At 63.0% G+C, this 14734-nt stretch carries 13 protein-coding genes; 10 read left to right on the top strand and 3 right to left on the bottom strand.

The genetic code is table 11. The features are described 5' to 3' along the window. The first annotated feature begins 89 nt into the window (after positions 1-89). The 5 genes from DXT74_RS22205 to ylqF all read left to right on the top strand — a co-directional run bounded on the left by DXT74_RS22205 (position 90) and on the right by ylqF (position 4344). The gene (locus DXT74_RS22205) at positions 90-1709 is read left to right on the top strand and encodes an electron transfer flavoprotein-ubiquinone oxidoreductase (RefSeq protein ID WP_043638073.1); all 1620 of its coding nucleotides are present in this window, start codon (positions 90-92) and stop codon (positions 1707-1709) included. 287 nt (positions 1710-1996) lie between these two features. Next, on the top strand, positions 1997-2566 hold the full coding sequence (locus DXT74_RS22200) for a hypothetical protein (protein ID WP_019100861.1): 570 nt from the start codon (positions 1997-1999) through the stop codon (positions 2564-2566). Between the two features lie 40 nt (positions 2567-2606). Further along, positions 2607-2945 (top strand): DUF4870 domain-containing protein, encoded by a 339-nt coding sequence (locus DXT74_RS22195; RefSeq protein WP_043638081.1) that lies wholly within the window; start codon positions 2607-2609, stop codon positions 2943-2945. Between the two features lie 246 nt (positions 2946-3191). Beyond that, positions 3192-3404, top strand: a complete 213-nt coding sequence (locus DXT74_RS22190; RefSeq protein WP_019100859.1) for a DUF3820 family protein — start codon at positions 3192-3194, stop codon at positions 3402-3404. 4 nt (positions 3405-3408) lie between these two features. Further along, positions 3409-4344, top strand: a complete 936-nt coding sequence (gene ylqF, locus DXT74_RS22185) for a ribosome biogenesis GTPase YlqF (protein WP_043638016.1) — start codon at positions 3409-3411, stop codon at positions 4342-4344. A gap of 64 nt (positions 4345-4408) precedes the next feature. Here ylqF and DXT74_RS22180 read toward each other — a convergent pair whose 3' ends face one another. The 3 genes from DXT74_RS22180 to DXT74_RS22170 form a co-directional block, all read right to left on the bottom strand. Next, positions 4409-5095, bottom strand: a complete 687-nt coding sequence (locus tag DXT74_RS22180; RefSeq protein WP_081555504.1) for a response regulator transcription factor — start codon at positions 5093-5095, stop codon at positions 4409-4411. Further along, positions 5073-6989: an ATP-binding protein gene (locus DXT74_RS22175; protein ID WP_194427009.1), complete on the bottom strand. Its 1917-nt coding sequence runs from the start codon at positions 6987-6989 to the stop codon at positions 5073-5075. The genes DXT74_RS22180 and DXT74_RS22175 overlap by 23 nt, the downstream gene beginning before the upstream one ends. Positions 6990-7122: 133 nt before the next feature. Then, a complete protein-coding gene (locus DXT74_RS22170; RefSeq protein WP_194427008.1) occupies positions 7123-8070 on the bottom strand; it encodes a LysR family transcriptional regulator in 948 nt (315 codons plus the stop codon). Positions 8071-8200: 130 nt separating this feature from the next. On the opposite strand from DXT74_RS22170, the gene mdcA reads away from it, so the two are divergent. From mdcA to DXT74_RS22145, 5 genes are all read left to right on the top strand, one after another. Further along, on the top strand, positions 8201-9856 hold the full coding sequence (gene mdcA, locus DXT74_RS22165) for a malonate decarboxylase subunit alpha (RefSeq protein WP_194427007.1): 1656 nt from the start codon (positions 8201-8203) through the stop codon (positions 9854-9856). Between the two features lie 44 nt (positions 9857-9900). Next, a complete protein-coding gene (locus DXT74_RS22160) occupies positions 9901-11061 on the top strand; it encodes a triphosphoribosyl-dephospho-CoA synthase (RefSeq protein WP_231138243.1) in 1161 nt (386 codons plus the stop codon). Beyond that, positions 11048-11917, top strand: a complete 870-nt coding sequence (locus DXT74_RS22155) for a biotin-independent malonate decarboxylase subunit beta (RefSeq protein WP_194427005.1) — start codon at positions 11048-11050, stop codon at positions 11915-11917. Before DXT74_RS22160 ends, DXT74_RS22155 begins: the two co-directional genes overlap by 14 nt. Further along, positions 11917-13338 carry a M20 family metallopeptidase gene (locus DXT74_RS22150; RefSeq protein ID WP_196783799.1) on the top strand — a complete coding sequence of 474 codons (1422 nt, stop codon included), beginning with the start codon at positions 11917-11919 and terminating at the stop codon, positions 13336-13338. Before DXT74_RS22155 ends, DXT74_RS22150 begins: the two co-directional genes overlap by 1 nt. A 75-nt stretch (positions 13339-13413) precedes the next feature. Then, positions 13414-14727 (top strand): MFS transporter, encoded by a 1314-nt coding sequence (locus DXT74_RS22145; protein ID WP_194427004.1) that lies wholly within the window; start codon positions 13414-13416, stop codon positions 14725-14727. The last annotated feature ends 7 nt before the right edge of the window (positions 14728-14734 follow it).

The following is a 14734-nucleotide window of genomic DNA, read 5'->3' as shown; positions in this document are numbered from 1 at the left end:
TTTTTGATCGCGCGCCATGCAACATGCATGCGGTAGCGGGGCTTTTGAACCCGGCGCGCGATTAAGGAGATGCAGTGGAACGCGATTACATGGAATACGATGTGGTGATCGTCGGCGGCGGCCCCTCCGGGCTGACCGCGGCGATTCGCCTGAAGCAACTGGCGGCGGAGCAGGGCCGGGAGGTCAGCGTCTGTCTATTGGAGAAGGGCTCGGAAATCGGCGCCCACATCCTGTCCGGCGCGGTGATCGAACCGCGGGTGCTCAATGAGCTGATTCCGGACTGGAAGGAAAAAGGCGCGCCGCTGAACACCGAGGCCAAGTCCGACCGCTTCCTGCTGCTGACTGAGACCGAATCCATCCAGCTGCCGACGCCGCCGCAGATGCACAACCACGGCAACTACATCGTCAGCCTCGGCAATTTCTGTCGCTGGCTCGGCCAGCAGGCCGAGGAACTGGGCGTGGAGATCTACCCCGGCTTCGCCGCCGCCGAAGTGCTTTATCACGAGGACGGCTCGGTCAAGGGCGTGGCCACCGGCGACATGGGCATCGGCAAGGACGGCGAAAAGACCGACGCCTGGCAGCCCGGCATGGAGCTGTGGGCCAAGCAGACCATCTTCGCGGAAGGCTGTAGGGGCTCCTTGACCAAGGCCTTGTTTGAGCGTTTCCGCCTGCACGACGGTGCCGATCCGCAAACCTACGGCATCGGCATCAAGGAGTTGTGGGAAGTGAAGCCGGAACTGCACCAGCCGGGCAGCATCACCCATACCGTGGGCTGGCCGGTGGACACGGCCACCTACGGCGGTTCCTTCATGTACCACTTGGAGAACAACCAAGTGGTGGTGGGCTTCGTCATCGGCCTGGATTACCAGAACCCCTACCTGTCGCCGTTCGAGGAATTCCAGCGCTTCAAGACCCACCCGGCGATCCGCAAGGTGTTCGAGGGCGGCCGCCGCCTGTCCTACGGCGCGCGCGCCTTGACCGAAGGCGGCCTGCAAAGCCTGCCGCGGCTGACTTTCCCCGGCGGCTTGCTGGTGGGCGACACCGCCGGCTTCCTCAACGTGCCCAAGATCAAGGGAACGCACACCGCGATGCAGTCGGCGATGCTGGCGGCGGAAGCGGTTTTCGAACTGCTGGGCCAGGAGCAGCCCGCGCGCGAAGCCACCGCCTATAGCGAGAAGTTCAAGCAGAGCTGGCTGCATGAGGAGTTGCACCGAGTGCGCAATATCCGGCCGTCGTTCCGCTGGGGCCTGTGGCCGGCGATGATTTATTCGGCGCTGGACACCTTCCTGTTCCGCGGCAAGGCGCCGTGGACGCTGCGTCATCACCAGGCCGACCATCAAAGCCTGAAACCGGCCGACGAGTGCTCGCCCATCGCCTACCCCAAGCCGGACGGGGTGTTGACCTTCGATCGCCTGTCCTCGGTGTTCATCTCCAACACCAATCACGGAGAAGATCAGCCGCCGCATTTGAAGCTGAAGGACGCCAGCGTGCCGGTGGCGCTCAATCTGGCCAAATACGATGCGCCGGAACAGCGTTACTGCCCGGCCGGCGTTTACGAAATCGTCGGCCGCGAAGAAGGCGAGCCGCGCTTGCAGATCAATGCGCAGAACTGCGTGCATTGCAAGACCTGCGACATCAAGGACCCAAGCCAGAACATCGTCTGGACCACGCCGGAAGGCGGCGGCGGCCCCAACTATCCCAATATGTGAACGGGATGATTTGGCGAAACCCCGGAGCGCGCTCCGGGGTTTTTCTTGACAAGCCGGGCCGATTATTGGCAGCATGGACGACATGACTCAATCTTTCGCCTTCTTCAACAGCTATTTTTATTGGTACCGCACACCGGCGGCGCCAAGGGATGGCTGTGAACTGAAAGATTGATCCAGCACTAGTAAAGATTCCCGATAAATGCCGCCGCGCTACCGGCGGCATTTGTTTTTCCTCCCCGAAATACATGACCTCCGGAAGCCAGGCCCGACCCCAGGAGGTCCGTTCCATGAATGAAGTCAGCGATGCCGCGCAAATCGCGCGCCAGTCTTGGTCCCTGCTATGTCCTTGCGACGCCGTGCCGGTGAGAGTGTTGACCGACGGCGAACGCTACGCCAACCATCCGGCGCCGGACGCCGCGTGGATGGCCGCCGCGCGACGCGACGGCGGCGTGCTGGAAAGCCGCTTGCCGCAACTGCGCGCGATGGCCATGCTGCTGGCGGCGCAACGCTGGCGCGAACGGAGCGGGGAGACCTCGGCGCGGCTGGCCGATGCGGCGGATTGGCTGGCGGCGCGCATTCTGCTGCTGGGTCTCAGCCATGTGTTGGTGACGGCGGAGAGCTTTTCCCTGCTGGATTTGGCGAACCGTCGCTGCCGCGCGTGGTCCGAACAGACCGGCCAGCCGTTTGCGCCGGCGCTGCCCATCCTGGTGGCGGACGCCGGCGGCGAATCTTGCCTGCAAGCCTGGAGCCGCAGCGCCGAAGTGGCGCTGGCTTTGGCCGGCGGCAGAGCGGAGGCGGCATTGACGCGGCATTGCGAGCAGCGCTTGCAAGCGCTGCTGGCTAGGGTATCTTGTTAATTGTTTTGCATAAATTTTGAGCCGGGGAGGCATGATGTCGATGGACGTGATTACGCAAGAAGACGAACGCAAACTGAATAATCTGACCCTTGTGGTCTATATCCTGCAGGCAATCAGCCTGTTTGTCGGCCTGACCGGCCTGGTGGCGGTGATCATCAACTACGTCAAGCGCGACGATGCGCGCGGCACGCGTTATGAGAGCCATTTCAACTGGCAGATCCGCACTTTCTGGTGGGCCTTGCTCGGCACCGTGCTGGGCGTGGCCCTGGCCTGGATCCTGGTGGGCTTCGTGATCCTGGGCGTCACCTGGGTGTGGTACGTCTACCGCATTGTGCGCGGTTTCCTGAATTTCAACGACGGCAAGCCGATGCCGGAGTAAAGCGGTAAAAAAGGCGGGTGCGGACATGGATGATGCCCGGCGCCCGCAAGGGTTCTGCGCGAACCGGAAAATGGGCGGCGAACGCCGCTGGTTTTTGAAGGCCGCCTACATGCTAAACCCCGTGCCTGCTCGTCCCCAGCTAAACCCCGCCCGCGTTTGCGCCATGTCAAGCCGTAGCCGGGCAACGGGCATGGTCAGAGCGCCGCGGTTTTGGCACAATGCGCAACTTGCTTGAAGGGAGCCGCAATGCAAGCCGATGATTTGCAAAGCCTGGTGACCCGGGCCATGCCGTTTGGCAAACACAAGGGCACGCTGATCTGCGATCTGCCCGGCAACTATCTGAACTGGTTCGCCCGCGAAGGATTTCCCCCCGGCGAAATTGGCCGCCTGCTGCAATTGATGCAGGAGCTGGACCATAATGGTCTAACCTATCTACTTGATCCGATAAGAAAGCGCTAGAAGCATGGCAATCCAATGGTTCCCCGGCCATATGAACAAGGCCCGCAAAGATGTGGCCGAGCGATTGAAAGACATCGACGTGGTCATTGAAATGCTGGACGCGCGGCTGCCGGCTTCCAGCGCCAATCCCATGCTGGCGCGCATGGCCAAGGGCAAGCCGCGGCTGATGATTCTGAACAAGCAGGATCTGGCCGACGCCGCCGCCACTTCGCAGTGGCTGGAATGGTATCGCGCCAAGAAGAACACCCAGGCGCTGGGCATGGATGCCGGCGAACGCGCGCCCGCTCAGAAGCTGGTGGCGGCCTGCCGCGAGCTGGCGCCGACGCGCGGCGGCCTGGAAAAGCCGCTGCGGGTGTTGATCTGCGGCATCCCCAACGTTGGCAAATCCACGCTGATCAACAGCATGAGCAGCCGCAAAGTGGCCAAGACCGGCAATATGCCGGGCGTTACCAAGAATGAACAGCGCATCATTCTGGCCGACGACGTGGAGTTATTCGACACCCCAGGCATGCTGTGGCCCAAGATCGAGGTGGAAGAGGGCGGCTACAATCTGGCGGCCAGCGGCGCGGTGGGCCGCAATGCGATGGATGAGGAGGAAGTGGCGCTGGAGCTGCTCAAGTATCTGCTCCAGCACTATGCGCCGGAATTGACCGCGCGCTACAAGCTGGACGACATCGCCGGCCAGCAGGACTGGCAGGTGCTGGAAATGATAGGCCGCAAGCGCGGCGCGGTGCAGTCCGGCGGCAAGATCAATGTGCAAAAGGCGGCCGAGATCGTGCTGACCGATTTTCGCGATGGCAATATTGGCCGCATCACGCTGGAACGTCCGGCCGAATGGCTGGCGTGGGAAAAGCGGGCCAAGGAGTTGGCCGCCATCCGGGCCGCCGAGCGCGAAGCCAGGCAACAGGAGAGAGACAGCAAGAAATCCGGCAGCCGTTGAGCCGGCGTCCATTCTCGCCCCGCCCATACGCGGCCCGATTCCGGGCCGCGTTTTATTTGTCTGGTCAAAGCGGCTGGCAGGGTTCGCTGAACCCATAGCCCACGCCCCGGGCCGCCAGGATGGGATTGTGCTGCGGCGCGATGCCGCTGAGTTTGCGCCGCAGCCGGCTGATCAAGGTTTCCAGCCGGCGCTCATCGTAGTGCAGGTAATTGGCGCCCAGCGCTTCCGCCAATTCGCGGCGGTGCGCCGGTTCCGGCGCGCGCCGCAGCATTGCGCTCAGCACTTGGTGTTCCGCGTGGGTCAGGTGCAACTGCTGGCCGTTGGGCGCGGTCAGCATGCGGTTGGCGGCGTGGTAGCGCCACCCGTCGGCGCGTTCCGCCGCGTCGCCGTCCAGCCGCCGCAGCACGCTGGCCAGCGTGGCCAGCAATTCCGCCAGCGGGGTGGGCTTGACCAGATAGGCGTCGGCGCCTTGCTGCAAGCCTTGAACCTTGTCGTCCAGCGCGCCGCGCGCGGTGAGCATGACTTGTCCCAGGCCTGGGTGGCTGGCGCGCAGCCTCCGGCTGAGCGCCATGCCGTCGATATCGGGCAAGCCCAGATCCAGAATCAGCAAGCGGCAGGGATGCTCGGCCAAGTGCCGCTCCAACTCCTGGCCGCAAGCCAGGCCGGTGGCTTGATAGCCGCAGCGTTTGAGCTGGAACAGCAACTCTTCGCGCAGGTCCGGATTGTCTTCAAGCAAGGCTATATGCGTCATGAGCGGCTTTCGGTAGATACAAGATGAAACTAGCGCCGTGCGGCCAGTCAGGGTCCAGGCCCAGTTCGCCGCCGTGCTGAACGGCGATGCGCCGCGCCAGATGGAGGCCTAGCCCCAGGCCGGGACGGTTGCTGGTCTCCGCCAGCCGAGTGAAACGCTGGAAAATCGCTTCTTCCTGGCCCGGCGCGATGCCGGGGCCGTGGTCGCTGATCTGCCAGACGATGCGGTCGGCTTGGCGGCGGATGCCGATTTGAATGGGGGTGTCCGGGTGCGCGTATTTCAGGGCGTTTTCCATCAGGTTCTGCAACAGCACCGACAGCAGCTGCGCGTCTCCGTAGAGCGGCATGCGCTCTTGGCCGATTTGCAGCCGGAACCGCCGCTGCTCATCCGCGTCCAGCTGTTCCAGGCTGTGGCGGGTCAGCTCCAGCAAGTCCAGCGATTGCGCGTGCAGTCTGGCGTCGCTCACATCGGCGCGGCCGTGTTGTTCGGCCAGCCGCATCAATTCCTGCATCCGCAGCAGCGCGCGCTGAATGCGCTCGTGGCGGGCCTGGCGCTGTGCGAGCACCGTCGGCTCCGGCGCGTCCTCTTCCAGCAGACGCAAGCTGCTGCTGGCGGCGTCAATGATGGCCACCGGGGTGCGGATTTCATGGGTGATCATCGCCAGCAGGTCGGTCTGCTCCTCGCGCGCCTCCCGCTGGCGCAGGCTATCGGCCTGGGCCTGGCTGGCCTGGTGCAGCGCCTCGATGCGTTCGCGCTCCAGCGTGCGCATGCGCAGGAACAGACCGATGTAGAGCAGGGTGATGGGCGGCAGGTCGGCCAGCCGGCCGTATTCCTGGATCCAGGATTGATAGGGGATATGCCCCAGGTGCAATAGCAGCGCGGGGATATTGAGCGCCAGATTGGTGGGCAGGTGCAGCGCGATCAGGCGGTCGCCGCTATCGTTGCGTTGCCATAGACGCCAGCAGACCGGCAAGGTCAGCAGATTGATGAAGATGACGGCGTAGAGCGTGACCGGAATGCTGTAGGCCAGGCCAAACGGCCAAAACAGCGCGCACAGCACGGTGGCGGCGCCGGTGGCGGCCTGCAACTGGTATAGCCGGTAGGTGCGCGGGTAGTCTCGCTTCAGCTCCAGCAGATGGGCGAAGTAGGCGCAACCCAGAATGACGGCGGCGCCCAGGCCGACGTAATTGCACAGCAGCGCGATCTTGGGCTGCTCCGGAAACAGCAGCAGGCGTGCCATGCCGTCGGTGGCGAATCGATGGCAGGCCACCGCCAGGATGTAGCCGAACAGCTTGGCGTGCTGCGCTTGGCGGGTGATAAGCCAGGCCGCCAGCGCGATCAGCACCATGGTGAGCATATAGCCGTAAATCAGGCCCAGTTGCAGCAGGCGCTCGTTGTGGTGGGCGACCAGATCCGGCTCGCTCCACAGGCGCGGCTGCGCGTTCAGAGCCAGGGACTGGATCTTGACGAACACGGTCTGTTCGCGCGGCTGCAGGGAAAAGCTGGCGGCCATCAGCGGCAGCTCCATCGCGGACATCGGCCGCCAGGAGCCGATGTCCTGCCTTCGCCAGCCGCCGTCTGGCAGGGGTTGGAATAAGCTTAAGCGGGCCAAATAGCTGGGGATCAGCTCCAGCCAGGGCCGTGGCGGCACATCATGTAGCTGGAGCCGCAGCCAGCAGGTGTCGTGGCCGTAGCCGCGCGCCAGTTTGCCGTCTGGCAGCGGCTGGAAACGCGCTTGCCAGCCGGGGCTGGATATTTGATTGATGCCGAGACTGGCGTCGGCGCTGCAAAAGGCGCTGGCGTCCCGTTCGCTGAACGAGCGGAAGCCGGCTTGCGCCGCGTTGACGGCGAAGAACAGGCATAGCAAGAGCAAGATCGGCAACGCACGAGGCATGGCTAAGCGGCTTGTAGTTTCAGATGGGGCGACATTGTGACGGCAATGTCATTTTTTGTCAGTGGCTACTACTTGGTGATTAGAAAAATTTCATACCGTAGTAGTTATAGCCATAAAAATGACCTTGGTATTTTCAGGCTTGTGCCGTTGCGGCTGAAGGCGGGATAAGCGGGGAATGGCCGCGGCCGTAGAGGCGGCATTCCGCCGCCAGCGCCAGCAGATTGGGATCGCGCTCGCGTTTGCTGGCCAAGAGTAAATGGATGTGCTGGGTCCGCCGATACGGCGCGGCCAGCGGAATCAGCTGCAACTGCGGGCTGAACAAGGCCACGCGGCGCGGCAACAAGGAATAGCCGATGCCGCCGCACACCAGATTGCTCAGCGAAAAAATGTCGGCCACCCGCATCACCACATTTGGAAGGACGCCGGCTATGGCGAAGGCTTGCATGAAATCCTGGCCGGTGGCGAAGCTGTCATGCAGGCTGACAAAAGGCAGCTTGGGCAGCGTGGCCAAATCGATGCTTTCGGATTGCCCCAATGGCGAGTTGAGCGGCGCGGCGAAGCAGATTTCGTCTTCGAACATGGGGATGCTCACCCAGGCCGGGTCGGCGCGTGTTTCCCGCGCGACAATGACCACAGCATCCAGCGCGCCATCGGCCAGCTTTTGCCGCAGTTCCTGATTGGAGGCCAGCGTCAGGTCCACCGTCAATTGCGGCCTGCGTGTTTTCAGGCCCGCCAAAATGCGTGGCAGCGCGCCTGCGGTCAGCGAGTACAGTGCGCCCACCCGCAGCCTAGCCGAACCGAAGCCCGCAGCCTCCCGAGTCTGGCGCACGCCATGCTCCAACTCCAGCAAAGCCCGTTCAGCGCTGAGCAGCAAAGCCTGGGCGGACTCCAATGGAATCAGCCGGCGGCCGCTGCGCTGGAACAACGGGCAGGCCAAGGCTTGCTCCAGCGAGTGCAGGGCGCGGTGCACGCTGACCGGGCTTTGTCCCAGCGCTTCCGCCGCGCGGCTCATATTTCCCAAGCGCATGAAGGCCAGGAACACCCCCAGCTTTTTCAACGTGACTTCATCGTGCGTCCACATGCGACCTCCCAGCGGCTGGCTGAAGCCAATCATTAACTTATTAGTAATGATGCGCCAGTGTGCTTGATTGATGGCCGCGTTGCCAAGTCCTTAAGGTAGCTGCATCAAGTGAAGGCCTGGAGGATGGTTCATGGGCGATACGCGAGGCTGGGAACACCGGCGGCAGGACAAGCGGCGGCGAGTGGAGCGCTTGGGGGCGATGGCGAAGGGCAAGCTGTTGGCCGGCGCCGACATCGTCCCCGCTTTGCAGGCTTTGTTGCGGTCGGGCGACAAGGTGGTGCTGGAGGGCAACAACCAGAAACAGGCCGATTTCCTGTCGCGGGCCTTGGCGCAGCTGGACCCGGAGCGGGTGCGGGATTTGCACATGATCATGCCCTGCGTCAGCCGCAGCGAGCACCTGGACGCGTTCGAGCGCGGCATCGCCCGCCGGCTGGATTTTTCTTTCGCCGGGCCGCAAAGCCTGCGCATCAGCCAACTGCTGGAAGACGGCTTGTTGGAGATCGGCGCGATTCATACATATATCGAGCTGTATGCGCGGCTGCTAGTGGATTTGCGGCCCAATGTGGCCTTGGTGGCCGCTTTCAGCGCCGATCGCGCCGGCAATCTCTATACCGGTCCCAGCACCGAGGACACTCCGGCGCTGGTGGAGGCCGCCGCCTTCAGCAACGGCATCGTCATCGCCCAGGTCAACCAAGTGGTCGACGACGCATCCGAACTGCCGCGCGTCGACATCCCCGGCGACTGGATAGACTTCGTGGTGGCGGCGGATCGGCCTTTCCATATGGAGCCCTTGTTCACCCGCGATCCGCGCCACATCAAACCCTTGCAGGTTCAGATGGCGATGCTGGCGATACGCGGCATCTACCAGCGGCATCAGGTGCAGTCGCTGAATCACGGTATCGGCTTCAATACCGCCGCCATCGAATTGATCCTGCCCACCTATGGCGAGCGCTTGGGCTTGAAGGGGCGGATCTGCCGGCATTGGGCGCTGAATCCGCATCCGACGCTGATTCCCGCGATTGAGAGCGGCTGGGTCGACAGCGTGCACTGTTTTGGCAGTGAAGTGGGCATGGAGAACTACGTCGCGGCGCGGCCGGATGTGTTCTTTACCGGTCGCGACGGCGCTTTGCGCTCCAATCGCCTGCTGTGCCAACTGGCCGGGCAATACGGCGTGGATCTGTTCATCGGCGCCTCGCTGCAAGTCGATGGCGACGGCAACTCCTCTACCGTGACGCGTGGCCGCCTGGCTGGTTTTGGCGGCGCGCCCAATATGGGCCATGATCCGCGCGGCCGTCGTCACGCCACGCCGGCCTGGCTGGCCATGCGCCCCCCAGCGCCGGAACCGATGCTGGAGCGCGGCCGCAAGCTGGTGGTGCAGATGGTGGAAACCTTTCAGGAAAACATGCAGCCCACCTTCGTCGAAACGCTGGACGCGTTGGCGGTAGGCCGCAGCAGCGGCATGCCGCTGGCCCCGGTGATGATTTACGGGGACGACGTGACCCATCTTCTGACCGAGGACGGCATTGCCTATCTCTATCGGGCGGAATCGCTTGAGCAACGACGGCAGATGATCGCGGCGGTGGCTGGAGTCACGCCGGTAGGGTTGCGCAGCGATCCCGCGCAAAGGGCAAGCTTGCGCCGGCAGGGGCTGGTGGCCTTGCCGGAGGACCTGGGCGTGGCGCGTGGCGAGGCCGGCCGCGAATGGCTGGCGGCCAAAAGCATGGCCGAACTGGTGGAGTGGTCCGGCGGCCTGTACCGGCCTCCCGCGCGGTTTCGGAGCGGATGATGCCGGGCCGGATGAGCTGTGCTCCCGAGCCGAGGACAGGACATGTGTCGCCTACGGCTTTGGCCGACGCCGCCGTGGCGGCCTTGTTGGCGGAGGCGACATTGACGCCCAAGCCCGGCCTGGTCGACCTGCGAGGCGGCGGCGCGCACCGGGACATGGATTGGGCGCTGCTGTGCCGGTCGGCGCGGGCGCTGCGGCCTGGCTTTCTGGCCATGGCGGAGGCGGGAGAACAGGGAGCAGGAGAGGACCGATTGCCGGAGCTGCGCGCCCGGATCGGTGCGGCTGGAAGGCAAGCCGAGGCGGCGATGCTGGCCGCCAGCGGCGGCGTCAATACGCATCGCGGCGCGATTTGGGCTCTGGGTCTGCTGGTGACGGCCGCCGCCGCTTGGCCTGTGCTGCCGCTAAGGGCCTTGGGAGCGCGGGCTGGGGAGCTGGCGCGGGTCAAGGATGCCGGCGCGCCGCCGCTGCTTGCCTTGCCGGGTGGGCGCGTCTGTGCCCGCTATGGAGTGGGCGGCGCGCGCCATCAGGCGGCCGCCGGTTTCCCGCAGGTGATGGATCACGGACTGCCGGCCCTGCAAGCGGCGCGGCGGCGCGGCGCGGCTGAGACGCCGGCGCGGCTGGACGCGCTGCTGGCGATCATGCGGCAACTGGACGACACCTGTTTATTGGCCCGAGGCGGCAGGTTCGGCCTGGAACTGGCGCAAGACGGCGCGGCGGCGGTATTGCAGGCGGGGGGCTGCGCCAGTCAAGAGGGATGGCGGCTGTTGTTGAAGCTGGACCAGCGCCTGCGCCGCCGCCGTTTGTCGCCGGGCGGCGCGGCGGATTTGCTGGCGGCGACCTTATTGTTGGACAGCCTGGCGCAGGCAAGGGGGGACTACGAGATGGAACGCTACACATTCACTTACTCGGCAACGGCCGGTCCTGGCGTCCGGCGGAGCTTGGCCGGGGTTGTGGGATCCGGGGATTTGGAGGTATTGCTGGAGCCGTCAACGTCCGGCGTGAGCCAAGTCATGGTGAGCACCGCCTTGGCGGGAACCGAACTCATTTGGCGCAGGGTGCTGGAGCGCGTGTTCGCCGAGACTGCCTGGCCGCCGGTCCGTTTGGAAATCCATGACTTCGGCGCCAGCCCCGGGGTGATCCGGTTGCGGCTGGCGCAGGCGCTGGAGGCCGGCCGGCGGACAGGGGGCGACGATGGCCGCTGTTGAGATTCTGCAACGTGACCGCCTGAGCGAGCATGGCGCGCGCCAGCGGCTGAAAAAGCTGTTGGACCCCGGTAGTTTCCGAGAGCTGTTGGATCCGTTTCAGCGGCTGGAGTCGCCATGGCTGGAGCGGCAGGGCATCGTCGCTCAGTCCGACGACGGCGTGGTGGCGGCGCGAGGCCGGCTGGATGGCCATGAAGTCGCCGCACTGGCGATAGAGGGCGCTTTCCTCGGCGGCAGCCTGGGCGAAGTCTCCGGCGCCAAGATCGCCGGCATGCTGGAACTGGCCGCCGAGGCCAACCGTCACGGCCGGCCGACGGCCGCCTTGCTATTGCTGGAAACCGGCGGAGTCAGGCTGCAGGAAGCGAATCTGGGCTTGGCCGCGATCGCCGATATCCATGCAGCCATCGTCGACCTGCGCCGCTACCGGCCGGTGATCGCGGTCAGCGTTGGACCGGTGGGGTGTTTTGGCGGCATGGGCATCGCCGCCGGCTTATGCAGCTATTTGTTGCTGACCCGCGAGGCGCGCCTGGGGCTGAATGGGCCGGCGGTGATCGAGCAAGAGGCCGGGCCAGCGGAGTACGACGCAAGCGACCGCGAGTTGATCTGGAGCCTGAGCGGCGGCGAGCAGCGCCATGTCACCGGCTTTGCCGATGTGTGTTGCGTCGATGACGCGGCGGCGATCCGCCGGCAAGTGCAGGACTGGTTGCGACGGGGCCCGCCGCCGCGGCACCGCAGCCAGCGCATTGATGATTACCGCGCGGTGCTGGCGCGGCTGGATGCGGCGGAACAGGCTGACGCGGGGCGAGCGCGGAGCGCGTTCTCCCTGACGCAAGGCGATGTCATGGAAGGAGGGCTGTGATGATGACTGGACAACAAGTCGCCGCGCAGGCGCAGGCATTCTTTGACCGCGGCGAGCTGCGGCAAGCGTTGGCGCGGCGGGTGGCGATGGCGACCGAAAGCCAGGATCCGCAGGGCAGGGAGAGTTTGCTGCGGTATTTGCAAACTGAAATCGCGCCAGCCCTGAGCGCCATCGGGTTTACCTGCGAATTGCTCGACAATCCGGTGCAAGCCGATTGCCCGTTTTTGCTGGCGGAACGGCGGGAAGGGGCGGATTTGCCAACCTTGCTGTGTTACGGCCACGGCGACGTGGTGTTCGGGCAGGCGGAACATTGGCGCGAGGGCTTGCAGCCTTGGACGCTGCTTGAGGAGGGCGATCGCTGGTATGGCCGCGGCAGCGCCGACAACAAGGGGCAGCACACGATTAATTTCGCAGCCTTGCAACAGGTGTACCAGGCCAGGGGCGGGCGCTTGGGCTTTAACTGCAAGATCCTGTTCGAAATGGGCGAGGAAATCAGCTCTCCCGGCCTGGCGGAAATCTGTCTTCGGCATCGGCGGCGCTTGGCGGCGGATATTTTCATCGCCTCGGACGGCCCGCGTTTGAACGCGGAACGGCCCACCCTGTTTTTAGGCTCTAGGGGCTGTATTAATTTTCGACTCAGTCTGCGGGCGCGCCAACAGGCTTATCACTCCGGGAACTGGGGTGGTCTCTTGAGCAACCCCGCCATTCAATTGGCCAACGCCATCGCCTGCCTGGTGAATCAGCATGGGCAGATTCAGGTGAGCGCTTTGAAGCCTCCGGCGCTGAGCGCCGGCCTGAAGGCGCTGTTAAGCGATATTGCGCTTGAGCCGCAGCCTGGTGATCCGCTGATTGATCCGGACTGGGGCGAGGCCGGCTTAAGTCCGACGGAGAGACTTTACGGCTGGAATAGCCTGGAGGTGTTGTCCTTCCTGGCCGGGGATCCGGTGAAACCAGTCAATGCGATTCCTCCTTCCGCCGCCGCGGTGTGCCAGCTGCGTTTCGTCGTAGGCACGGATTGGCAAGCCTGCGGTCAGCATGTGCGCAGGCATTTGGACGCGCATGGTTTTGAACAGGTGGAGGTTGAGGTATTGAGTAGCTCCCCCGCCACGCGTTTTGATCCGGAAAGCCCATTGGTGTCGTGGGCCTTGCAGATTATTCAACAAGCTTCCGGGAAAAAACCGGCCTTGCTGCCCAATATCGGCGGTTCGCTGCCGAACGAGGTGTTTGCCGACATCCTGCAACTGCCCACTTTATGGATTCCCCATTCCTATCCCGCTTGTGGCCAGCATGGCGCGAATGAGCATATGTTGAAATCCATCGCCAGAGAAGGTTTGCAAATCATGACCCGGCTTTTTTGGGAATTGGGAGAGTCGGGAAAACATAGGGTGCCATTGTGCGGCAAGGATTGGGCCGAGCGGTGAAATAGATGGTCATTTCAGGCATGGCTAACAATATATTGCCTGCGAATAGCGTTCGCCGGGCAAAGAGGATAGAACATGGCTAATTCTGTTGCGGCTGCGCCGAGTGAGGAAAAGCTGGGCAAGCCCAATTTATACCGTACCTTGATAGCCACATGCATAGGCAATGGCCTAGAGTGGTTTGATATCACCATTTATGTGTTTTTTGCCAGCTATATCGGCCATGCCTTTTTCCCTAGTGAGGATGTCAGCAATTCCCTGTTGATCACATTCGCCAGCTTTGGCATGTCTTTCATGATTCGCCCTTTGGGCGCGATTGTCTTGGGCGCTTATGCGGATAGGGCCGGTCGCAAGGCTTCTTTGCTGGTGTCGATCTCGCTGATGATGTTGGGCAGTTTGATGATTGCCGTGATGCCCGGTTATGCCGTCATCGGCATGGCCGCGCCGGTGCTGATCGTGCTGGCGCGGCTGATCCAGGGTTTCTCGGCGGGAGGGGAGTTTGGCAGCTCCACCGCTTTTCTGGTGGAACACTTCCCCGAGCGCAAGGCATTCATCGCCAGCTGGCAGTTTGCCACGCAAGGGGCCAGCACCTTGTTGGCGGCCGGGTTCGGCATGGGCTTGGCGAGCGCTTTGAGCGAGCAGGATATACAAGATTGGGGGTGGCGCATTCCCTTCTTTTTTGGCCTGCTGATCGGCCCGGTGGGGCTGTATATTAGGCGCCATATCGATGAATCTCCCGGTTTTCACCAGGGTTTGCAAGATGAACAGCCGCTGAAAAATATATTTTTACGGCAAAAAACCTGGTTTTTTACCGCTATCGGTTTAATGATGGTCTCGACCGCCATTAATTATGTCATTAGTTATATTCCCACCTATGCCACTCAAACCCTGAAGTTGCCCAGTCTTGACGCTTATACCTCCACCTTTGTCGGGGGAGTGATTCTGACGGTGGTCACCCCGCTGGCTGGACTGTGGGCGGAAAAAATAGGGCGTATGACTTTGATGAAATGGTCGGTGCTGCTGGTAGTGCTCACCACGTATCCAGGCTTCTATCTATTGGGCCAGCAGCTCAGTCAAACCAGTCTGATATTTTTGGTGATGTGGCTGGCTTTGCTCAAGGCGTTGTATTTTTCCGTGATTCCTTCGGTGATGGCGGATTTGTTTCCGCCGGCAAGCCGGGCCACAGGCATTGCCTTGAGTTACAACATCGCCGTGACTCTATTTGGCGGTTTTGCGCCATTGATTTGCATCTGGTTGATTAAATCGACCGGCGACGATTTGGCCCCTGCTTATTATCTGGTGGTTTTGGGGATATTCAGTTTGGCGGCGGTTTATCAGGCAAGGCGGAGTATTGAACAGAAAAAAACCGGCGCCGGCGTCGGTCTGGAATGAACTTGGC

The organism is Chromobacterium sp. Rain0013, from assembly GCF_015291765.1.
Classification (GTDB): domain Bacteria; phylum Pseudomonadota; class Gammaproteobacteria; order Burkholderiales; family Chromobacteriaceae; genus Chromobacterium; species Chromobacterium haemolyticum.
This window is presented reverse-complemented; position numbering and strand designations above follow the sequence as displayed.